The 21,486-nt window shown below is 67.3% G+C and carries 22 protein-coding genes; 6 read left to right on the top strand and 16 right to left on the bottom strand.

Annotated elements, in window-relative coordinates; all coding sequences use genetic code 11:
* Window positions 1-9 precede the first annotated feature (9 nt).
* The 5 genes from ACFW3F_RS19745 to ACFW3F_RS19725 form a co-directional block, all read right to left on the bottom strand.
* Window positions 10-1,215 carry a hypothetical protein gene (locus ACFW3F_RS19745; RefSeq protein ID WP_388060376.1) on the bottom strand — a complete coding sequence of 402 codons (1,206 nt, stop codon included), beginning with the start codon at window positions 1,213-1,215 and terminating at the stop codon, window positions 10-12.
* Window positions 1,212-2,087 (bottom strand): carbon-nitrogen hydrolase family protein, encoded by an 876-nt coding sequence (locus tag ACFW3F_RS19740; protein ID WP_388060374.1) that lies wholly within the window; start codon window positions 2,085-2,087, stop codon window positions 1,212-1,214. The genes ACFW3F_RS19745 and ACFW3F_RS19740 overlap by 4 nt, the downstream gene beginning before the upstream one ends.
* Before the next feature lie 14 nt (window positions 2,088-2,101).
* Entirely contained in the window at window positions 2,102-2,797 is a 696-nt protein-coding gene (locus ACFW3F_RS19735; protein ID WP_388060372.1) for a class I SAM-dependent methyltransferase, read from the bottom strand.
* 74 nt (window positions 2,798-2,871) lie between these two features.
* Window positions 2,872-3,384: a DUF2505 domain-containing protein gene (locus ACFW3F_RS19730; RefSeq protein ID WP_388060371.1), complete on the bottom strand. Its 513-nt coding sequence runs from the start codon at window positions 3,382-3,384 to the stop codon at window positions 2,872-2,874.
* A gap of 9 nt (window positions 3,385-3,393) precedes the next feature.
* Window positions 3,394-3,900: a DUF2505 domain-containing protein gene (locus ACFW3F_RS19725; RefSeq protein ID WP_388060369.1), complete on the bottom strand. Its 507-nt coding sequence runs from the start codon at window positions 3,898-3,900 to the stop codon at window positions 3,394-3,396.
* A 38-nt stretch (window positions 3,901-3,938) separates the two neighbouring features.
* Here ACFW3F_RS19725 and ACFW3F_RS19720 point away from each other — a divergent pair, with 38 nt between their 5' ends.
* The gene (locus tag ACFW3F_RS19720) at window positions 3,939-5,033 is read left to right on the top strand and encodes a UDP-N-acetylmuramate dehydrogenase (protein WP_388060367.1); all 1,095 of its coding nucleotides are present in this window, start codon (window positions 3,939-3,941) and stop codon (window positions 5,031-5,033) included.
* A 9-nt stretch (window positions 5,034-5,042) separates the two neighbouring features.
* Here ACFW3F_RS19720 and ACFW3F_RS19715 read toward each other — a convergent pair whose 3' ends face one another.
* The 6 genes from ACFW3F_RS19715 to ACFW3F_RS19690 form a co-directional block, all read right to left on the bottom strand.
* Complete coding sequence (locus ACFW3F_RS19715) at window positions 5,043-6,158, bottom strand: alpha/beta fold hydrolase (RefSeq protein ID WP_388060365.1); 1,116 nt, start codon at window positions 6,156-6,158, stop codon at window positions 5,043-5,045.
* A 59-nt stretch (window positions 6,159-6,217) separates the two neighbouring features.
* Window positions 6,218-7,036, bottom strand: coding sequence for a MerR family transcriptional regulator (locus tag ACFW3F_RS19710; protein WP_388060364.1), 819 nt, complete (start codon window positions 7,034-7,036; stop codon window positions 6,218-6,220).
* A gap of 6 nt (window positions 7,037-7,042) precedes the next feature.
* Entirely contained in the window at window positions 7,043-7,366 is a 324-nt protein-coding gene (locus ACFW3F_RS19705) for a DUF2516 family protein (protein WP_388060362.1), read from the bottom strand.
* 71 nt (window positions 7,367-7,437) lie between these two features.
* Window positions 7,438-8,664 (bottom strand): heparin-binding hemagglutinin, encoded by a 1,227-nt coding sequence (locus ACFW3F_RS19700; protein WP_388060360.1) that lies wholly within the window; start codon window positions 8,662-8,664, stop codon window positions 7,438-7,440.
* Between the two features lie 3 nt (window positions 8,665-8,667).
* Window positions 8,668-9,198, bottom strand: a complete 531-nt coding sequence (locus tag ACFW3F_RS19695) for a helix-turn-helix domain-containing protein (RefSeq protein WP_388060358.1) — start codon at window positions 9,196-9,198, stop codon at window positions 8,668-8,670.
* Between the two features lie 163 nt (window positions 9,199-9,361).
* Window positions 9,362-10,702 (bottom strand): DUF445 domain-containing protein, encoded by a 1,341-nt coding sequence (locus ACFW3F_RS19690; protein ID WP_388060356.1) that lies wholly within the window; start codon window positions 10,700-10,702, stop codon window positions 9,362-9,364.
* Between the two features lie 41 nt (window positions 10,703-10,743).
* Here ACFW3F_RS19690 and ACFW3F_RS19685 point away from each other — a divergent pair, with 41 nt between their 5' ends.
* From ACFW3F_RS19685 to ACFW3F_RS19675, 3 genes are read left to right on the top strand one after another with little or no spacing between them, the layout of a single operon-like run.
* Entirely contained in the window at window positions 10,744-11,553 is an 810-nt protein-coding gene (locus tag ACFW3F_RS19685; protein ID WP_388060422.1) for a TetR/AcrR family transcriptional regulator, read from the top strand.
* Window positions 11,553-12,392: an SDR family NAD(P)-dependent oxidoreductase gene (locus tag ACFW3F_RS19680; protein ID WP_388060354.1), complete on the top strand. Its 840-nt coding sequence runs from the start codon at window positions 11,553-11,555 to the stop codon at window positions 12,390-12,392. Before ACFW3F_RS19685 ends, ACFW3F_RS19680 begins: the two co-directional genes overlap by 1 nt.
* The gene (locus ACFW3F_RS19675) at window positions 12,389-13,240 is read left to right on the top strand and encodes a polyphosphate kinase 2 family protein (protein ID WP_388060352.1); all 852 of its coding nucleotides are present in this window, start codon (window positions 12,389-12,391) and stop codon (window positions 13,238-13,240) included. The genes ACFW3F_RS19680 and ACFW3F_RS19675 overlap by 4 nt, the downstream gene beginning before the upstream one ends.
* A 60-nt stretch (window positions 13,241-13,300) precedes the next feature.
* Here the strand turns inward: ACFW3F_RS19675 and ACFW3F_RS19670 are convergent, their stop codons facing one another.
* The gene (locus ACFW3F_RS19670; RefSeq protein WP_388060350.1) at window positions 13,301-14,494 is read right to left on the bottom strand and encodes a benzoate/H(+) symporter BenE family transporter; all 1,194 of its coding nucleotides are present in this window, start codon (window positions 14,492-14,494) and stop codon (window positions 13,301-13,303) included.
* Between the two features lie 87 nt (window positions 14,495-14,581).
* Between ACFW3F_RS19670 and ACFW3F_RS19665 the strand changes: the two genes are divergently transcribed.
* The gene (locus ACFW3F_RS19665; protein WP_388060348.1) at window positions 14,582-15,106 is read left to right on the top strand and encodes a helix-turn-helix domain-containing protein; all 525 of its coding nucleotides are present in this window, start codon (window positions 14,582-14,584) and stop codon (window positions 15,104-15,106) included.
* Between the two features lie 118 nt (window positions 15,107-15,224).
* Here the strand turns inward: ACFW3F_RS19665 and ACFW3F_RS19660 are convergent, their stop codons facing one another.
* The 4 genes from ACFW3F_RS19660 to ACFW3F_RS19645 form a co-directional block, all read right to left on the bottom strand.
* Window positions 15,225-15,998 (bottom strand): heparin-binding hemagglutinin, encoded by a 774-nt coding sequence (locus ACFW3F_RS19660; protein WP_388060346.1) that lies wholly within the window; start codon window positions 15,996-15,998, stop codon window positions 15,225-15,227.
* Between the two features lie 286 nt (window positions 15,999-16,284).
* Window positions 16,285-17,151, bottom strand: coding sequence for a 3-hydroxybutyryl-CoA dehydrogenase (locus ACFW3F_RS19655; RefSeq protein ID WP_388060344.1), 867 nt, complete (start codon window positions 17,149-17,151; stop codon window positions 16,285-16,287).
* Between the two features lie 164 nt (window positions 17,152-17,315).
* On the bottom strand, window positions 17,316-18,611 hold the full coding sequence (gene aceA / locus ACFW3F_RS19650) for an isocitrate lyase (RefSeq protein ID WP_388060342.1): 1,296 nt from the start codon (window positions 18,609-18,611) through the stop codon (window positions 17,316-17,318).
* A 466-nt stretch (window positions 18,612-19,077) separates the two neighbouring features.
* Window positions 19,078-19,857, bottom strand: coding sequence for a hypothetical protein (locus ACFW3F_RS19645; protein WP_388060340.1), 780 nt, complete (start codon window positions 19,855-19,857; stop codon window positions 19,078-19,080).
* Window positions 19,858-19,917: 60 nt separating this feature from the next.
* On the opposite strand from ACFW3F_RS19645, the gene ramB reads away from it, so the two are divergent.
* A complete protein-coding gene (ramB, locus tag ACFW3F_RS19640) occupies window positions 19,918-21,360 on the top strand; it encodes an acetate metabolism transcriptional regulator RamB (RefSeq protein ID WP_388060338.1) in 1,443 nt (480 codons plus the stop codon).
* Window positions 21,361-21,486: the final 126 nt, after the last annotated feature.

Raw genomic sequence — 21,486 nt, 5'->3', positions numbered from 1 at the left:
CGAAGAGGGTCAGACCGAGCAGCCGCCGGACTGTCCCTGCGACGACGTGCCGGTCATCTCGCTCGTCAACTGCACGTCCGAACCGCTGACCCCGAACTCGAGCCCGGTGTCGGTGACCTTCAGCGAATCGACCTGCACCTCGTCGAAGAACGGGCCGAGCGACGACGTGGTGACCTGGTCGACGATCTGCTGGGCGAAGTCCGGCGGGATGCCGAAGACCAGGGCACTGGCCTTCACCACCTCGAAGTCGACGCGGCCGTCGTTCAGGACCGGCTTGATCGTCGCCGACACCGGCACCTGGAAGACCATGACCGGGAAGGCCGCCTGGACCTCGAAGGTGCCGTCGGCCGCGTTGCCGGTGATCTGCTCGACCGCACCGACGCCACCCGCCCCGGTGCCCGTGCTCTGACCGGCACCGGCGGCCTGCTCCTTGCTCAGTTCGACGATCCGCTCATAGGGGATGAAACCCGTCCCGGTGAGACTCTGGATGTCGGTGGAGTTCTCGGTGCCCGAGATGCCGTCCGCGCGCATGTGCAGACGAACACCGCCGGCACTGTCGTCGGTGTCGACCTGCACGAAGGGGATGTCGCCGCTGCCCTGCAGGATGATCGGCTTGCGGCTCAGGGCGACCTCGGTCGGCACGCCGGTGAGCCCGCTGAAGGACTCCTCGAGGCAGCTGGTGACCTTGTTGCGAAGATACAGCTCGCTGCCGACCGCGCCGATGACCACCAGGAGCAGTACTCCGACGAGGCTGAAGGCCACGATCTTGCCCGTGCTCCGCTTCTTGCGCGGCGATGTCATGACCGGACCACCGCCGGTGGGGCCACCCGTCTCCGGCGCGATCGGTCCCGACGCGGTGCCGGGCCCGTACGGGTCCTCGCCGGGCGCGAACTGGGACGTGGGCGGCTTGGCACCGCCGAGATCGCCCGTGTCCCCGTCCGACGGTGGGATGGCGGAGTAGGCCTGCGCACCCGGGACGATCGGTTCGGTCGCGAACTGCTCGGTCGCGGGTGGGTCGCTGTGGCCCGCACCGGGGACCGGCTTCCATTCGCCGCCCTGTCCTGCCGGAGCCGGGTCCCCTGGCGCCGGGTCCCTTGGCGCCGGATCACCTGGGGTCGGATCGGCAGGATTGCCGGCGTGCGCATCGATCTTGCCGGTCTCGTCGGCGGGGTCCCCGGATGCGGGATCGGGGCGGGGCGTGTTGCTGTCGCTCATGGGTTCCGTCCTGGGTCGTCTGACTCGCGGAGCCGCGTGTGGGCCGGCGTCACGTCGTTGTCCGTCTCGCCGCCGACCGGCAGGGGTCGCTCGTTGGCGAGGACTGCCAGTTGCGTACGGGCCTTCTCGACCAGTGCTAGGTCGAGGTCGTGCACGTCCACCCGGATGCTATCCGGATACGCGGCGACCAACGTACCGAACGGGTCTGTGATTTGGCTGTGTCCGATTCCGGTGGGCGCACTCGACGATGCGGCGTCGTCGTCGGCGGGAAATGCCTGGTCGACGGCCACCACGAAGGTCGTCGAATCCAGTGCCCGCGCCGACGCGAGTACCTGCCACTGACGGAGTTTGCCCGGTCCGGCGCCCCACGAGGTGGGTACCACGATCACCTGGGCGCCCAACCGCGCGAGATGGGTGAACAGCGCCGGGAACCGGATGTCGTAACAGGTGGCGACGCCGACGGTGACGTCGCCGACCTCGAACGTCAGTGGCTCCGAACCCGGCGCGACATTCTTCGACTCGGTGAAACCGAACGCGTCGTAGAGGTGGATCTTGTGGTAGCCCCGACGCGTCCCGTCCGGATGGGCGACGACGACGGTGTTGCGGACGCGCCCGTCGCCGGACGGGGTGAACATACCGGCCACCACCGTGACGTTCGACGTCGAGGCGACCTCGGAGACCCCCCGCGCCCACGGACCGTCGAGGTCCTCGGCGATCGGCTTCAGCGGGACCCCGAACCGGCACATCGTGGCCTCCGGGAAGACGACGAGTTCCGCACCCCGCGATGCCGCGTCCTCGGTGGCCGACCGCACCGTCGCCAGGTTGGCCGCCGGGTCATCGGTCGAACTGATCTGGGCCATCGCGACACGCATGGCAGCCACATTATCTACCTGGGCGCGACCGCCTCCCACGGAACCGTGAGCACATTGTCCGACAGACGACGCCTCGGCACCTCGCAGTCGATGCCGCGTTCGCGCAGCAGACCCAGCGCATGCACCCACCGGGCGCGCGGGCCGTAGGGGGCCAGCGGCGCGGCGATGTCCCAGCACTGGTCGGCCAGAGTCAGCAGGGTGTGGATCTTCTCGCCCGGCACGTTGTGGTGGATCAGCGCCTTGGGCAGCCGCTCGGCCAGTTCCGACGGACGATCGGAGTGGGTCGGCGCCCAGCTGAGCGTCAGGCTGACCGGACCATCGGAGTCCAGCAGCACCCAACTGCACCGTCGGCCGATCTCGTCGCACGTGCCCTCGACGATGACCCCGCCCGGCGCGAGTGCGGTGCGCATCCGCGCCCACGCCTCGTCGACCTCGTTCTCGTCGTACTGCCGCAGGACGTTGAACGCGCGCACCACGCGCGGCCGAAAGCCACCCAACTCGAATCCGCCGAGCCCGAATCGGACGCCCGCCCGCGGCTCGACGACGCGGTCGGGGTCGATCTCGAGGCCGATCATCTCCAGATCCGGCGCGACCGACCGCAACCGCTCGGCCATCTCGACGGTCGTGTCCGGACGCGCACCGTAACCGAGATCGACGACGAGGGGGCGCCGGACGTCCAACGCGGACCGCACCGGCGGCGAATGGACCATCCATCGGTCCACACGTCGAAGCCGGTTGATGTTCGTCGTGCCCCGGGTGACCCGACCGTACGGTCTGGCCCGGCTCACAAGTTCTTGGCGACCCAGTCCTTGGCGTACTCGGCCTCGGCGCGGAAGAGGTCGACGAGGTTGATCAGGATCATCTGCTCGAGCTTGCCGTTGACGAACGGGACGAAGACCTTGGCCTCACTGGTCCGGCGGATCGTGCAGCCGCCGTTGTCCGTGGGGAACAGCTCCTGCCAGCCGTTGAGGCTGCCCGGTCCCGCCGGGATCGACGCGTTGTACGTGCCCTTGGTGTTGTCCGGGTCGAAGGGACCCAGCGTCTCCTCGCGGGTGATGACCATGTCCTTCTTCATCACCGTCTGCGCGAGCGCGGGCAGCTGATCGCGTCCGATCGTCTGCTTGAGGACCACCCGAATACCCGTCTCGTCGGAGACGAAGGAGTCGACCTCGCAGTGCGGGGAGATCATCTGGAAGCCCGCCATCATGTCGTCCCAGTACTGCTTGATGCTCTGGGCCTGGTAGAGCTTCTCCGCGGACTGTGAGTACCGAGCGGAGTAGCTGAGCCGTCGTGCCATGCAGACAGGCTACGTCAGCGGGTTCTCGCTCTCCCACTCGACGGTGTGTCCGCGCTCGGCATCGAGTAGTGCCGACAACTCGCTGACCACCGACTTCTCGATCTTCCCGCCGAACAGTGGGAGGTTCACCGACACCTCCGCGCGATTGTCGGTGGTCGCCGGATCGCCGGTCGTGAGGGTCGTACCGGTGACGTTGACCGGCACCGGTGCACCGTCGACCGTCGCGTGCGTCTCACCCTCGATTCGGTCGCCGACCAGGCGATATGTGTTCTTGCGCGGGATCTGGAGATCGCCCGGCATCACCTTGGTGACCGCGGACGGCAGCTTGTCCGCGGGGATGCCCTGCTGGATCTCCACCGTCACCGTGTCCCCGGTGATGGCCACCTTCTCGACATGACCGTGTCCGGAGTTCATGCGCTCGACGAGGTCGTGCCAGTACTTCTCGGTGGTGTAGATCGCCCACAGACGCGCGGTGGAGAAGGGATAGGACACCGTGTGCTGCAGCTTGCTCGCCATGATGAGAACGCTACCGTTCGCCGGTTAACGTTGAGGACGTGACCGACACGCAGGCGCCGCTGAGCGCGCCCCTCGCCGAGCTGACCACCCTGCGTCTGGGCGGCCCCGCACGCGAGATCCTCCGATGCGAGGACACCCGCACCATCGTGGAGACGATCCTCGACCTCGACGGGCGCTCCGAGCCCGTCCTCGTCGTCGGCGGCGGCTCGAACCTCGTCATCGGCGACGCCGGCTTCGACGGGACCGCGGTCGTGCTCGCGAGCGGACGTATCGAATTCGGCTCCGGACGCGAATCGGGCCGCGCACACGTCGTCGCCGACGCCGGCGTGGGCTGGGACGAGCTGGTCGTCGCGACGGTCGAGGCGGGCTACGGCGGACTCGAGTGCCTGTCCGGAATCCCCGGCGCCGCAGGGGCGACCCCGGTACAGAACGTCGGCGCCTACGGTGTCGAGGTGGCCGACATCCTGCGGTCCGTTCAGGTTCTGGACCGACGCTCGGGCAACTTGCGGTGGGTCTCCCCCACCGAGCTGGGCCTGGGCTACCGGACCAGCAATCTCAAGCACCGTCACGACTTCGTGGTCGTCGCGGTGTCGTTCTGGCTCAACGACGACCGCGCGAGCCAGCCGATCCGCTACCGCGAACTCGCGACCCGCGTGGGCGTCGAACCCGACGACCGGGTGGATGCGGCCGCGGTCCGCGCAGCGGTTCTCGACCTCCGTGCGGGCAAGGGCATGGTGCTCGATGCGACCGACTTCGACACCTGGAGTGCCGGTTCGTTTTTCACCAACCCGATCGTGCCGGGCGGGGATGCCCCGGCAGTACTCGAACGGATCGCGGCGCGCGTCGGCGACGATGTCGCGATCCCGACTTACCCGGCGGATTCCGCGGACACCGACCCGGCGATCAAGCTGTCGGCGGGATGGCTGATCGAACGGGCCGGGTTCCACCGCGGACATCCCGGCCCGGACGCGGCAGTCCGGCTCTCGACCAAACACACGCTGGCACTGACAAATCGGGGCACGGCGACCACCGCGCAACTCCTCGATCTCGCGCGTGAGGTGCGCGACGGCGTCACCGACGCGTTCGGGGTGACGCTGCGGCCCGAGCCGGTCCTGGTCAACTGCAGTCTGTGAGGCCGATCGTCAGACCGACTGAACGTCCGCGCGCGCCTCGATCGCCCGGGAGCTCTCGGCGACGACATCGTCGAGCAGGTCGTTGAAACGCTCGGCGGCTTCGATGCTCGACATGTGTCCGACACCTTCGTAGACGACGAGCTCACGGAGAGATCCGTTCCGTCGCAACACATCTGCGATCTGCTCGGCATGCAGTCGCGGGGTGAGCCGGTCCTCGGTGCCGACGACCACGGTGGTCGGCACCGACAATGCCGCGAGTCCTGCGGTGACGTCCAGCTTCCCCATCGCCGATCCCCACCCGGCTCGAGCGCGCGGCGGGCACGCCCCGATCATCTCGTCCACGAAGTCGACGTGCGCGCGGCGGGCATTCGGCCCCAGGGCGATGTAGTGCGAGAACCGCACGCCGTAGGACGTCTTCGGGATGGGTACCGGCACCGAGGTGATCATCTTCGCGGCGGCCGGTGCGAACGGCTTGGCGTAGACGGGCAGATCGACCGGGATCAGGAGGTGGTTGTCCATGACCGCCTTCGCCGCGGTCGACACCAGCACCACCGACGACACCCGCGATCCGACCTTCTCGGGATGCTGGGCGGCCCACGACATGATGGTCATGCCACCCATGCTGTGTCCCACCAGGATCGCGCGGCGACCGGCCGGCACGGCGGCCTCGAGCACCGCGTCGAGATCCTCGCCGAGCATCGCGACCGTCGGGCGGCGACGGCCGCGCTCACTGCGGCCGTGCCCACGCTGGTCGTACGTGACGACGCGTCGGGAGCCCCCTTCGGAGGTGGCGAGGTGGTTGATCTGCGGGTACCAGTAGGCAGTGTTGCACGTCCACCCGTGGACCATCACGATGACGTCGCCCGTGTCGTCCACGCCGGGGGCGTCCGAGTCGCCGTAGACCTCGACGTTGAGTCTGGTCCCGTCCGCGGTGGGGACCTCGAGTCGCCGGGGCGGATTGTCGGGGCGGGTGAGGAGATCGTCCGGGCCGTCGTCGACGGCGACCTCGGCATGCAACGCCTCGCGGGCCAGCCGCGCGAAGACGGTTCCGATCCCCAACCCGACCGCGGCCGCTCCGACCGCGGTGGCGACCCCGCCCGCACTGGCCAACGATTTTGTGTTCACCGGCACTCCTCACCTCTGGGAAGACCCGCACGGGTCCTCTGCGAGGCACCGAATTCGGCTCAGCGCCCCGTCTCAGGGTTCAATGTACCAATGTCCGTTGTCTCATAGTCCGGCTGCGGTGGCTCCACCTGCTCGTCGGCCGAGATGATCGGTGCGGGGACCTCGGCGTCGAAGTAGGTCGCCGCCTGACCGATCGCCTTGGAGATCTGCTCGTCGAGCGCCTTGCGGAAGGTCGTCTCGACGATCTCGTGGGCGATGGGACGAACAGTCTGGATCAGATCGGCCATCTCGCTGACACCGGCCTCACCCAAGTCGGGAAGATTCTCGTCGAAATACTTGTCGGTGATGATCGAGACGAAGCTGGTCGCGACGTCCTCCAGGTCCTCTTGGACGCGAACCCAACGGTCGAGCAAGACGTCGATGTCGACGCCGCTCTTGACCAGGATCTCGGCGCCCTCGAGCAGCTCCGGGTTGCGGATGGCGTAGTGCGCACCGTCTTTCGCGAGCAGGCCGAGCTTCTGGCTGAGCGCGATCGACCTGTCGCTGGCGTTGAGTGTCTTGCGCAGCTCGGTGATCGTGATCGTCGCAGCGCGTTTGAAATTGCGGAACCGGCCGCCCTTCGGCGTGCCGCGGAGGATCTGCTCGACCCGCATACCGTGATGCGCCGCGTGCAGGAGCTCGCTGATGGTGGCGAATGTGTAACCACGCTCGAGCATGCGCGAGATCAGGTTGAGCCGGACCAGGTGCTGGTCGGAATACCAGCCGGCCCGGCCCCGGATCGTGGGCGGCGGGAGCAGTCCGCGGTCCTGGTAGACCCGGATGTTGCGCACACTGACGCCGGACGCCTCCGCCAGGTCGTTGATCCGATATTCCGCCACGATGAGTCAGGCCCTTTTGCTGAACCAGGATTTGCCCTGGATGTCGTCGACTCGCTTACGCACGTCGACGAGATAGACGAGCATCGCGACCACGCCGATGATGCCCAGGAGGTTCACCGCCCCGAAGAACCAGATGAACAGGGTCGCCGCGGCGAGGATCGACACCCAGATGACCTTGCTCTGCCGGTCCACCGCCGGGAAGGCGTCGGGCCGCTGGATGGCCGCATGGATCAGCGCGACGGTCGAGGCAATTCCCGCGACCACCGTCAGGGTCAGCATGATCAGACTCTGGCCGTAGGCCAATACGCTGAAGAAGTCCACGTCGAACACTGTAGTCGCGTGAGTCCGGTTTGCTGCGACACCCTGTGTCGCGGGCCGGTCACCCGGCCCGTCGACCGTCGCTAGGCGCCGGGCGACGCCTTCTTCGTCGGGGCCTTCTTCGCGGGGGCTTTCTTCGCGGGGGCTTTCTTAACGGGGGCCTTCTTCGCCGCGCTCGCCGTGCCCTTCGTGGCGGTGGTCTTCTTGGCGGGGGTCTGCTTGGCGGGGGCCTTGTCTGCGGCGACCTTCTTCGCGGGCGCCTTTGTCGCCTTCGCTCCCGCGGTCTTCTTCGCCCCCACCGTCTTCTTGGCGGCAGCGCGTTCGGCCGCTCCCTTGACGGCCGCGGCCTTCTTGGCGGCGGCCTTGGCGGGCGCCGCCGGCGTCTCGGTCGCCTTCTTCGCGGCCGTCTTCGTCGCGGGCGACTTCTTCGCGGCCGTCCTCTTCGCCGGCGCCGCCTTCGCGGGCGACTTCTTCGCCGCAGCTTTTTGAGGAGTCGCCTTCTGGACCTTCGCCGACGGCTCGGGGGCCTTGTCCACCGGCGTCGTCCTGTTCGCGGCTTCCTTGACCTCGGCGACCCTGGCCGCCACCTTCGGCGACAGCGCCTCGGGCGCCGCAGTCGCGGTCTTTCCGGACGCAGGGGTGTTCGACGGCGTCTGTTCGTCACCGCCATCGGTGAGGTTCGCCAGCTTCAGCGCCCGTTCGCCTACCGCGCGCGTCTGGACGGAAATCGTCCCCAGCGCGTCTTCGGTGAGACCGACGGCGTCGTTGTACACCTTTTCGAGCTTCGGCAGATTCTCCCCGACGAGCGGTTGCGCCTTGAGCTTCTCCACCGCCTCGTCGCGTCGTTCCGACAGCGCCGTCAGCAATCCCGCCGCCACCGCCAGATACGCCTCGGCGACCTTCCGCAGTTCCTCCGGCGAGAACCGCGCCTTGAGATCCTCTATCTCGGCGGGCAACTCGACCGGCAGCGCCGACAACTTGGTCCTGGCCTCCTCGAAGATGGCGAGTGCCGTCGCGAGCGCCTCGTCGATGCGGGCCTGCGCATCGTCCCGCGATCCCGTGATCCGCGCCTCGAGTTTCGACTGGGTGGATCCGACAGTCTCGGCAAGCTTCGACTGCGTCGTTTCGACAGTCTCAGCAAGCTTCGACTGGGTGGATCCGACAGTCTCAGCAAGCTTCGACTGGGTCGACCCGACAGTCTCAGCAAGCTTCGACTGGGCTTGCTCGCTCGCGGCCTCGCCGCGCTCACGCACGTCTGCGAGCAAGGCAGCCACCTGCCCCACGGCTGTGGTCAACGGGTTGTCGCTCATCAACTACTCCTTGCCGGTCGACTCGATCGTGTTCTCTTTGCGGAACGACTCGTAGATCTCCAGCAACATCTGCTTCTGACGTTCGTTGATGGAGTCATCTGCGATGAGAGCATCACGGACCGGGCTCGCGGGCCGTTCTTCGAGTATCCCCGCCCGCACGTACAGCACCTCGGCCGACACGCGGAGCCCTTTGGCGATCTGGGCGAGCACCTCCGCCGACGGTTTACGCAGGCCGCGCTCGATCTGGCTGAGGTAGGGATTGCTCACGCCCGCCCGTTCCGCGAGCTGACGCAACGAGACCTTGCCCGCGACCCGCTGGGACCGGATGAAAGCGCCGATGTCCTGGGCCGCGCTGGCCACCGCCTCGACGGCCTCCACCGCGATCGGGGTGGTCCCATCGGTGTCGCCGGCCACGGCATCGTCGGGATCACCGGCGGCAGCGGGAGATTCAGCTCGACCAGCGGGTTTCGTGACCGCGTCTGCGACCGGGGCGGCGTCCGCGTCGGGAGACCCTCCGTCCTTCTCGGGCTGCATCAACGCTCCGTTCTCATGAACATGTCGGGTGTCGTCGGTCGGGACGTCGGCGATGAGTCCTCGGTCGGCCCGTTCTCCCCAGTATCAACACGACTGCTAACCCGTGCAAGCACACAGCAAACCGCCCGCCGCCGATGTCGCCAACGGTTCCGTGGGAGCCACGTCAGGAGAAGATCAGCACCGACGTCGAGTAGATGACGAGACCGGCGAGTGCGCCGACCACCGTGCCGTTGATGCGGATGAACTGCAGGTCTCGGCCGACCTGCAGTTCGATCTTGCGACTGGTGTCGTCGGCGTCCCAGCCACGCACGGTCTCGGTGATGACCGAGATGATCTCCTGCGAGTAGTTCGCGGCGACATGGCGCGCGACCCTCGCCACCCAGCCGTTCATCTTCTCCTGCAGCGGACGGTCGTCGCGGATTCGCTCCGCGAGCTGGATGATCGAGTCCGACAACGTGTTCCGCAGGGTGCTGTTCGGGTCCGACAGCATCTCCTCGATGACCGCCTTGCCGGTCTGCCACGCCGTCGACGCCGCGCCGGTCACCTCGTCGCGACCCACCAGCTCGAGCTTGAGAGCCTCGAACTTGGCGATCATCTCGGGGTCGTTCTGCAGGTCGTCGGCGAACTTCTCCACGAATTCGTGCATGGCGCGCCGCAATTCGTGATCGGGGTCGATCCGCACCTTGTAGGTGAAGTCGACGAGTTCGCGATAGATCCGGTCACCCACCAGGTTGTTGACGAACTTCGGCGTCCACTGGGGTCCGTCGCGGTCCACCACCCGGTCGACGAGATCCTGACTGCTCAGCGCCCATTCATGAGCACGGTCACACAGCAGCTGGAAGACCGGTTCCAGTCGGTCCTCGGCGATCAGCTGCTCGAGGATGCGCCCGGTGGGCGGCGCCCACTGCGGTTCGGCCGCCCACTTCAGCGCGGCCTGGATGAGCTGTTCGACGTCCTCGTCGCGCAGCATCTCCGCGGCGAGCGTGATCGCACGAGCGGCTTCTCCGCTCACCCGCGGCGCGTTGTCGGGGTCGGCGACCCACGTCGCCAACCGCCGAGGCAGGTCGAGCTGTTCGGCTCGGTAGACCACCACGTCGGGCGTCATGAAGTTCTCTTCGATGAAGCCGCCCAACTGCTCGCCGATGTCGTCCTTCTTCTTGCGGATCAGCGCGGTGTGCGGGATCGGGATGCCCAGCGGATGGCGGAACAGCGCGGTCACCGCGAACCAGTCGGCCAATGCACCCACCATTCCGGCTTCGGAGGCCGCCCGGACGTATCCGACCCACGCCGCGACGTCGGCGCCGTCCCGATGTTCGAGGTAGCGGGTGAACAGATAGACGATCGCCGCGAAGACCAGAAAGCCCGTGGCCACCGCTTTCATCTTGCGTAGGTCTCTGCGCCTGCCCTCGTCGCCGGCGCTGTTCGCGCCGAATCCGGGCGAGGACGCCTTGGCCGGCGGACCTTCGTGCTGACCGGCGACTCCCGGGATGACTGTCGATGCCATGGGACCAGTGTCACCCATCGACCGACTACGCTGGCTGCGTGATGGCCAACCGCCCGAATCCCGCCGCAGCCGCGCGCGCAGCAGTGGCGGCCGCGGCCAACGTGACGCGCGGGCTGGAACAGGTCCTGACCACGGTCACCGAGTCGGTCGCGGAGACCGGCGCCAAGCCGGACGGCCGCAAACAGCGTTGGGAGAAACACAAGCTCGCGCGACGTACCGAACTCACCGACGGCGTCATCGCCGCGGTACGTGACCTGGGTGCCGACGTCGGGATGGACGAGATCGCCGCACACATCGGGGTCTCCAAGACCGTGCTGTATCGCTACTTCGCCGACAAGAGCGACCTCGGGGTCGCGACCACGGCGCGCTTCTTCGAGACGACCATCTACCCGCGGCTCACCGAGGCGATCGCCGACGACCTCGACGAGTACACGCTCACGCACACCATCATCGGGGTGTACGTGCACGCCGTCGACGACGAACCGCAGCTGTACCGGTTCGCTCTCGCCAGTTCGCCCACCTCGTCCCCGGCACCTGCTGACTCGGTGCGACTGGTCACGCAGCTCGTCATGGGCAACATCCAGATACGAATGGCCGAACGCGGCGCCGACACCACCGGCGCCGAACTGTGGTCGCATGCACTCGTCGGCGGCATTCAGCACGTCGTCGACTGGTGGATGGCCAAACGCACCCTGAGCGCCGACGAAGTCGTGGATTATCTGACCATGATGGTCTGGAGCGCGGTCGTGGGTGTGTGGCAGGTCAACGGATCGCGGGAGACCTTCCTGGCGGCGCCACCTGCGCTCTTCGACCCATCGGCCGATCCCGCCTCCGGGACCCCGAGCGTCTGATGACACGCGTCGCACTCGTGACCGGCGGCAGCCGCGGTGTCGGGTGCGGAATCGCACGCGCCCTCGTCGACGACGGATGGACGACGTACGTCACCTCGCGGAAGGGTTCGGGGCCCGACGGCGCCCGCGCACTGCCCTGCGATCACACCGACGACGCCGCAGTGGCTGCGGTGTTCGACGAGATCATCACGGACGCAGGCCGACTCGATCTTCTCGTCAACAATGCCTGGGCCGCGCCGAAGGGCTTCGGCGGTTTCGCGGAACCGTTCTGGCGGCGACCGGTCGACGACTGGGACACCCTGATCAGCGTCGGATTGCGGGCGCACTACGTGGCGTCGGTGCACGCTGCCCGCCTGATGACCGAGGCCGGAAGTGGTCTCATCACGAACATCTCATCGTTCGGCTCACGCGGCCATCTGCATTCGGTTCTGTACGGGATGAGCAAGACCGCCCTGGACAAGATGGCCGCCGATATGGCGGTGGAACTGCAGGGGACCGGCGTCAGCGCGATCTCGTTGTGGCTCGGCCTGATCCGCACCGAACTGTTGCTGTCACTCGGCCTCGACGAGTTCGCCGGCTTCTCACTCGCCCGCGCCGAGGACCCGGAGTTCGTCGGCCGGGTCATCTCCCGACTGGCCGCCGATCCCCGGTTGTCCGACCTCAGCGGACGCACCCTCGTCACCGCCGAACTCGGCACGGGATACGGGATCGTCAACAACGACGGCACGCCGCCGGATTCACACCGCGCGGCCTTCGGTGGCGGACCACTCTTCCCGCCGCCGGCCGAACCCGCACCCGACCCCGAATCCGAATCCGAATCCGAGAGGACGTCGTCATGAGCACCGGTTGGTCCACCACCGCCGCCGAGGCGTTGCGCGCCAGGGCAATCGGACCGATAGCGGCCTTCGATCCCGAGACGACCCCCGGCTTCGCCGGCGACAAGGCCGCCGGTGCCGAACTCCTCGCGCAGCGGGGCGAGGTGCTCGCCGACCTGCAGGAGTTGTTGTACGCCAACGGTCGCGCCGGGGATCGTCGCTCGGTACTGCTCGTGCTGCAGGGCATGGACACTGCGGGTAAGGGCGGCATCGTGCGGCACGTCGGCGGCCTGATGGACCCGCAGGGCCTCTCGGTCAGAGGGTTCGGCAAGCCCACGAAAGAGGAGCTGCAGCACGACTTCCTGTGGCGCATCCATCGGGCGCTGCCGCCCGCCGGCCGCATCGGGATCTTCGACAGGTCCCACTACGAGGACGTCCTGCCGGTCCGGGTGCACAACCTGGTCCCCCAGTCGGAGTGGGAGAAGCGCTACGCCCTGATCAACCAGTTCGAATCCGAGCTCGTGGCAGGCGGGACCACGATCGTCAAGTGCTGTCTCGTGGTGTCGAAGGACGAGCAGAAGAGCCGCCTCGCCGAACGCCTCGAGAGGCCGGACAAGTACTGGAAGTACAACCCGGGCGACGTCGACGAACGCGGCCACTGGGACGCCTACCTGCAGGCGTATCAAACGATCTTCGACCTCACCGACTCCGACGCCGCACCATGGTTCGTCATCCCGTCGAACCGCAAGTGGTTCGCGCGCCTCGCGGTATGCGAACTGCTCATCGACGCCCTCTCGCGTCTCGATCTCGACTGGCCACCCGCCGATTTCGACGTCGAGGCCGAGAAGAAGAGACTCGCCGCCGCCGATTGAATCTCTGCTCCCTGATCCGAGAAGCGAACACCAGCCCGCACCCTGAGGAGCGCAGCGGATTCAACGACGAGCAGGATCGCGCCGCCCGAGCACCCCGTGCGCCACCAGCCCGACGACAAGCGCCCAGAACGCGCCGCCGATGCCCCCGAACGTGACGCCCGCGGCCGCGGTCACGAAGGCCAACGCCGCGGGGATCCGGAATTCCGCCTTCTCGAATGCACCCAGGATCGACGCCACGAAGGTGGTCAACAGCGCAAGTCCCGCAACGGCTTCGAGCAATCCATCCGGTGCGATCGCCGTGATGACGACCAGCGCGCCCGACAGCGCCGCGAGCACGAGACTCGTCGAACCCGTGGCCACACCGGCGATCCACCGTCTCGATCGGTCGGAGCCCGCCTCCGGACCCGCGGCCAGTGCCGCAGACAGCGCGGCGAGGTTGATCGCGTGTCCGCCGAACGGCGCACCGAGTACGGTTCCCGCCCCGGTCACGAACATCGCCGGACGCCACGGCGTCTCGTAACCGAAGGACTTGAGCACGGCCACCCCCGGGACATTCTGTGAGGCCATGGTGACGATGTAGAGCGGAACCGCGAGCCCGATGATCGCGGTCACGTCGAAAGCCGGTGTGGTCCAGGTCAGTTGCGGCCACCACGATTCGCCCGCCCAGCCGCCGTAGTCGTCGAGGACCAGGTTCACCCCGATGACGATCAGGGCCGTGACCAGTGCCAGCGGGAGCGCCCACCGTGGGAGCCACCGGATCGCCAGCAGCCAGACGACAAGGATCGGAATGGTCGACCACGGTTGGGCCGACAGCGAGGTCATCGGCGCGAGGCACAGGGACAGGAGGACCCCGGCGAGCATCGCCTGGGCGATCGGCGTCGGGATGCGGCCGATCAGCTCGCCGAGCGCCGGCACCAGTCCGGTTGCGAGGATCAGCAACCCGACCACCAGGAACGCGCCGACCGCCGCCGGCCACCCGGCGTCGTAGGACGCGCCCGCCGACACGAGCAGTGCGGCTCCGGGCGTCGACCACGCCAACGTCACCGGCCGCCGCGTGCGCAGTGAGAGCAGGATCGACCCGAGCCCGAACAGAACCGTCAGCACGAGCAGACCCGACGCGGCCTGGGTCGGACTGGCACCCACCGAACGCAATCCGGTCACCACCACAACGAACGAGGAGGTGAACCCGACCAACGAGGTCACCACCCCGGCGATGATCGGCTCGCTGCGAGTCGACGAGGCGGGACTGGTCATGCCGCGAGCATATCGGTATCGTTCCGTAAACAGAACACCCGCATGCATCGCATCCACCAGACGAGAACGAGCGCAGGTTCCGACACGATGACACACGGCGATGATCGACGACGAGCCGTCGGGGCCCGGATCTCCGCCATCCGGCAGCAACGCGGCCTGAGCTTGTCGGGCCTGGCCCGCGAGGCGCGAATCGGAAAGGGTTCACTGTCCGAACTCGAAGGCGGTCAGCGCAATCCCACCCTCGACACGCTCTACTCCATCGCCGGGCCGCTCGGTGTGCCCCTGTCGGCACTCCTGGGTGAGGAATCCGGCACCGAGGGCGCCGGCCCCCATCTCGCCGCGCGGTTGCTCCATGTCGAGCACCACGACGACGGATCGGTCACCGAGGTGTTCTGGTTGCGCGTGACCCCGGGCGGAACCAGGGAGTCGCCCGCACACGGACCCGGCGTCGTCGAGCACGTGCACGTGGTCAGCGGCCACCTCCGCGCCGGGCGTGCCGGTGAGGAACACACGGCCGGACCGGGCGAATCCCTGCAGTGGATCTCCGACACCGCCCACACCTACCGCAGCGACGACGGCGCCTTGGCGGTCCTGACCATCCGATCGCCCTGACGAGGCCGGCCCCCTCGACAACGCTCCCGCGGGCACCTCCATCGCCGGCGAGCATTCCACCCCGCACACGACAACGCCCCCGCCGAAGCGGGGGCGTTGTGTGTGACTGTGCGAGAGATTACTTCGCGGTGGTCGGCTTCTTGACCGGAGCCTTCTTGGCCGGAGCCCGCTTGGCGGCGGTCTTCTTCACGGCCGGCACGGGGGTGTCCTTGGCCTCGGCGACCTTCTTGGCCGGCGAGGACTTGGCGGCACGACCCTTGGCCTCGACAGTGCCTGCGGCGCCGTCGATTTCCTTGGCGGCGTCGTCGGCCTGCTCCTTGACGTTGCTGCCTGCCTCTTCGATCGCGACGGCGACGTCCTCGACCTCTTCGCTCACGCGGCCGGCAAGTTTCGCGGCCCGGTCACCCACGAGGCGGGTCTGGCTCGACACGACCCCGAGGGCGTCCTCGGTGAGGTCGACGGCGTCGTTGTAGACCTTCTCCGCGCGAGTGAGGTTCTCCTGGACGAGCGGCTTGGTGCGCAGGCGCTCGAGCGTGGCCTCGCCACGCTCGGCGAGCGAGGTGTAGAAGCCGTAGGCCTTCTCGACGTACGGATCGGTGAGGCGCTTGAGCTCGTCGGCGGTCAGCTTGCCGCGCAGCTCGTCGAGGTCGGCGGGGACCTCTTCGGACAGCGAGCCGATGCGGGTCTTGGCCTCGTCGAAGCGCGTCTGCGCGGTCTCCGGCAGATCCGTGATGCGGGTCTTGGCCTCGTCGAACCGCGACTGAGCGGTCTCGGCGGCGGCCTCGGTGCGCTCACGCAGTTCGGTCAGCTTCTCGGTGACCTGGGCGAAGGCGTAGTCGCCGGCGCCGACTGCGGCGTAGAGGGGAGCATAGTTGCGTTCGGTGGTGGTCACGATGGACTCCTTCGGTCGGGTCACCAATCGCGCTGCAGCACATGCGGTCTCGCTTATCTCGGCATTATCGCCGGGCGCATGTCGGAGCAATCCGGTTCCTGTCGCCTCGAAACGTACGGTGTTGCAAGCCGATTCGATCTGGCTCGCACCGCGCGAGAAAAGGGAACCGCGGCGCCATCGGTATTGGTGTTTCCGCTATCCAGTATCCACGCCGTGCTAGCAAATGCAAGCATCTTGCTAACACTCGTGACGGAGGTCACCTCGTGCGGTCCGCGAACCGGTCAGATCACCCATATCGGTAGAAACCGTGGCCGGCCTTCTTGCCGAGCCGCCCTGCCTCGACCATGCGCAGCAGCAGCGGAGGCGGGGAGTACAGAGGTTCCTTGAACTCCTCGTACATCCGATCGGCGATCGCCTTCACCGTGTCGAGCCCGACGAGATCAGCGAGTTTGAGCGGGCCCATCGGGTGCGCACAGCCGAAGACCATGGCCTTGTCGATGTCCTCGACCGTCGCAAATCCGCTCTCCACCATTCGGATGGACGAGAGCAGATACGGAACCAGCAGTGCGTTCACGACGAATCCCGAGCGGTCGGCCGAACGGACGACTTGCTTGCCGAGCACGTCGTGGGCGAAGGTCTCGGCGCGCTCGCCGACTTCCGGCCTCGTCACCAGGGTGGTGACCAGCTCGACCAGTGGGAGCACCGGGACAGGATTGAAGAAGTGCATGCCGATCACCCGGGAGGCGTTCTGAGTTGCCATGCCCAGCTTCATGATCGGGATGGACGAGGTGTTCGACGCCAGGACGGCCTCGGGGTCGGTGACGACCTTGTCCAGTTGGGTGAAGATCTCGGTCTTGACCACCTCGTCCTCGACCACGGCCTCGCACACGAGTTGACGGTCGGCGAAATCCTCCAGATCCGAGGTGAAGTGGAGACGCAGCGATGCCTGGTCGCGCTCCCGTTCGGTCAGTTTGCCACTGGACACACCGCGATCGAGCGATTGGAGTACGCGATCACGACCGGCGGCTGCGAGTTCGCGAGTGAATTCGTAGACAAGCACGTCGGAGTGGGCCCGAGCACAGACCTCGGCGATGCCGGCACCCATCTGCCCAGCCCCGACCACTCCGACCCGAGAGATCTTCTGGCTTGTCATGTCGCTCCTCAGGTGCAAAAGTTCTAGGCGACAACTGATTTCGCAAGAACACGGGTAACTCCCCGGGTACGAACCAGGCCCGGGATACGCCAACAGGCGGCCCGCAGCGAGAGCCGCGGACCGCCTGCCTGGTTCGCCAAGATCACGGAGTGGCGGTCAAGTTCCTAGTGGAACTGCCCTTCTTCGGTCGAGCCCTTGAGCGCCGCGGTGGACGTGTTGGGGTCGACGGTGGTGGCGATGTTGTCGAAGTAGCCTGCGCCGACCTCGCGCTGGTGCTTGACGGCGGTGAAGCCACGCTCCTCGGCAGCCTTGAACTCGCGGTTCTGCAGGTCGACGAAGGCCGACATCTGCTCGCGGGCGTAGCCGTAAGCCAGGTCGAACATGCCGTAGTTCAGCGAGTGGAAGCCGGCGAGGGTGATGAACTGGAACGTGAAGCCCATCGCGCCGAGCTCGTTCTGGAACTTCGCGATGGTGCTGTCGTCGAGGTGCTTGCTCCAGTTGAACGACGGGCTGCAGTTGTAGGACAGCAGCTGGTCGGGGAACTCGGACTTGACGGCCTCGGCGAACTTGCGTGCCAGCTCGAGATCGGGGGTGCCGGTCTCCATCCAGATCATGTCGGCGTAGGGAGCGTAGGACTTCGCACGCTCGATGCACGGCTCGATGCCGTTCTTCACGTGGTAGTAGCCCTCTGCGGTGCGCTCACCGGTGACGAACTGCTTGTCGCGGTCATCGACGTCGGAGGTGATCAGCGTGGCGGCCTCGGCGTCGGTGCGCGCGATGACGACGGTGGGGACACCGGCGACGTCGGCGGCCAGACGAGCCGAGTTCAGGGTGCGGACATGCTGCTGGGTGGGGATGAGCACCTTGCCACCGAGGTGGCCGCACTTCTTCTCCGAGGCGAGCTGATCCTCCCAGTGGGTACCGGCGGCACCCGCGGCGATCATGGCCTTCTGCAGCTCGTACACGTTGAGGGCGCCACCGAAGCCGGCCTCGCCGTCGGCGACGATCGGGACGACCCAGTTGTCGACGGTGTCGTCACCCTCGACGCGGGCGATCTCATCGGCGCGCAGCAGCGCGTTGTTGATGCGACGCACGACGCTCGGCACCGAGTTGGCCGGGTAGAGCGACTGGTCGGGGTAGGTGTGACCGGAGAGGTTCGCGTCACCGGCGACCTGCCAGCCGGAGAGGTACACGGCCTTCAGGCCGGCACGCACCTGCTGCACGGCCTGGTTGCCGGTGAGGGCGCCGAGCGCGTTGATGTAGCTGCCGTCACCCTTGGTCACGCCGTCCCAGAGGATCTCGGCACCGCGGCGGGCGAGGGTGTTCTCCTCGACGACGGAACCCTGGAGGTTGGCGACCTGCTCAGCGGTGTAATCGCGGGTGATGCCCTTCCAGCGGGGGTTGGTGTCCCAATCCTGCTGGATCTCGGCAGCTGTACGGGGCTTTCCGACGTTGCTCATTGGCTACTTCGCTTTCGTTGTCCTGCTCGTCCCGACCGGGGGCCGGATCGGGGCGACGGCCCGGCGCGCCGCCGGAGCCTCTCTGCTGACAGACAGCCGACGCCCTAGCTCAAGGGTTGGACTCACAATCGGCGTCGTTCTCGGCCGAACTTGCGAACCCTCTGACTCGATGTCGGTGGTGCCTGCAGCAAGGGTGCCACAAGACAAACCCGCAGGTCCAACCCCTACCGGATGTAAATGTGGGTTATTTTTCCCCACCACTTTGCAAAGTTTGCAAATATTGATCTGTGAAACCACGCGGGCACTGGGCCAAAAAGTACGTCCGTACTGGGATTTTCTACTCGCGGGTAGGGATGCGCTCGACGCGAGACCCGGCACCGGGGCGCACACCGGCCGGGCGAGACGGTCACACGAGAGTGACACCCTTCACACGGCGACGAGGGGTGCCGACCGTGACCGGCGAGGCTCAGGGCGCGGTGACGCGCTCGACGGCAGTGTCGAACAGCGCGGAGAACGAGGCCGGATCGATCGGCTCCACGGGAGCGGTCGGCGGATTCGAGGCACGGGTGGGCATCCCCGACACCGTCAGCTGCACCGTCACCGGACCCGACGCCGGACGGTCGAGCACTGCGTACCCGGCGAACCCGACCTGTCGTCGCACGCCTCCGTCGGGGAGGGTCGTCGTGACGTCGGACCGGGTGACCAGCATCTGCTCCCCGGGCAGCACGCCGCCGGCGACGTCCGGGGAAGGTAGTTCGGTGTACACCGTGAGCACCCGACTACCTGCGAGGTGGCCGGTGGTGATCTCCGTCGTCGTACGCGAGCACCGGCCGGTCGTGGTCAGCCGGTCGGCATCGATGTCGCGCGATACGGTGGTGACCACCTCGACGAGGGTGCCCGTGGCACCGTCGCGGGCCGCCAGTACCGCCGAGTTGTCCGCAGTCAGCGCTCCGTTGAGCGCGGCGTCGGAGGTGGGCCGGCAGTATTCGGGCGTGACGCGCGTCGAGCGCGAGGCGTCGAAGGCGGCCTGGTTCCCCGCGACGAGATCCGCGACCGACAGCGGGGCCGACGAGTACCCGGACGGTAGCTGCGATGCGGAGAGCACGAGATCGGCGGGCCCACGTGGAGCCGACGCGGGCTCGGGGTCACCCGCACACGCAGTGAGCACGGCGGCGCCGAGCGACACCGCCACGACCGACGCGGCGAACGCTGCCGGCGAACGGCGTCGGCCGAGGAGGACAAGCACGCGGTCACCGTACCCTGGGGACGACGCTCGAGGCGGCAGCACCTGTCCGGGAGGAAGACGATGAGCAGGACGTTTGTGGGGTCGCGACTGCGCCAGTTGCGTTCCGAGCGCGGACTGTCGCAGGTCGCTCTCGCACAGACCCTGTCGATCTCGGCCTCATATCTGAATCAGATCGAACACGACGCCCGGCCGCTGACGGCGTCGGTGCTCACGAAGATCACCGAGGCCTTCGGCGTCGACGCCGGGTTCTTCGACTCGCAGGACGACGTCCGCCTGGTCGCCGAGTTGCGCGAGGCCCTGCTCGACGACGACCTGGAGGCCTCCTCTGGCGCGCTCGACGCCCAGGGGATCAGCGCGATGGTCGCGTCGCACCCCGACATGGCGCAGGCGATGGTGAACCTGCACCGGCGCTACCGGATCGCGACCGACCAGCTCGCGGCGGCCACCGACGAGCGCGGCGACCGCAGCATGCGCGGCACCATCAGCGCGCCACACGAAGAGGTGCGCGACTATTTCTACCAGCGCCGCAACTACATTCACGAGCTGGACGTCGCCGCCGAGGAGATGACCACCCGGATGCGCATGCACTCCGCCGACATCCGGCGCGAGATCATGAACCGCATCGAGAGCGTCCACGGAATCAGCATCGTGCGCCGCGTCGACCTCGGGGACTACACACTGCACAGATTCGATCGCGAGGCGCGGCGCCTCGAGTTCTCCGCGTCGCTCTCAGCAGGCCAGCGCACATTCAAACTCGCCAGCGAGCTCTGCTATCTCGAGTACCAGGATCTTCTGGACAAACTGGTCGACGAGGCCAACTTCAGCAGCGAAGACGCCCGGGCACTGGGCCTCCTCGGTCTCGCCAACTACTTCGCCGCGGCGGTCGTCCTCCCGTACAGTCAGTTTCACGGTGCGGCGGAGGATTTCCGCTACGACATCGAACGCCTGTCAGCCTTCTACGCAGTCTCCTACGAGACGATCTGCCACCGGCTCTCCACACTGCAGAGACCGAACCTGCGGGGCATCCCCTGGTCGTTCGTCCGCGTGGACCGCGCGGGGAACATGTCGAAGCGCCAGTCCGCCACCGGTTTCCACTTCTCCTCCAGCGGCGGCACCTGCCCGCTGTGGAACGTCTACGAGACGTTCGCCTACCCCGGCAAGATCATCACCCAGATCGCCGAGATGCCCGACGGGCGAAACTACTTCTGGGTTGCGCGAACCGTCGAGCGCCGCGCGACCCGCTACGGCCAACCCGGCAAGACCTTCGCGATCGGCATGGGATGCGAACTCCGCCATGCCGCTCGGGTCATCTACTCCGATGGCCTGGAGATCGGACCGCAGGCCCATGTCACACCGATCGGCGCCGGTTGCCGGGTGTGCGAACGGACCAATTGTGCCCAGCGGGCCTTCCCCGCGGTGGGTGCGTCACTCCGCATCGACGAGCACACCAGCAGCGTCTCGCCGTACATGAGTCTCACCGAGACACGCCCGCCTGCGACCTGATCCGAAAGAACCACAAACCTCTGTCCCCTAATCCGAAAGAACCGCATAACCCCTGGTCCCTAATCCGAAAGAACCGCATAGCCCCTGCTCCCTGAGGTGCGAGGAGCGCAAGCGACGAGCCTCGAA

It is taken from the genome of Gordonia sp. NPDC058843, from assembly GCF_042743165.1.
Lineage (GTDB): Bacteria > Actinomycetota > Actinomycetes > Mycobacteriales > Mycobacteriaceae > Gordonia.
Note: the sequence above shows the minus strand (reverse complement) of the source record. Positions and strands in the feature narration are given on the sequence as shown.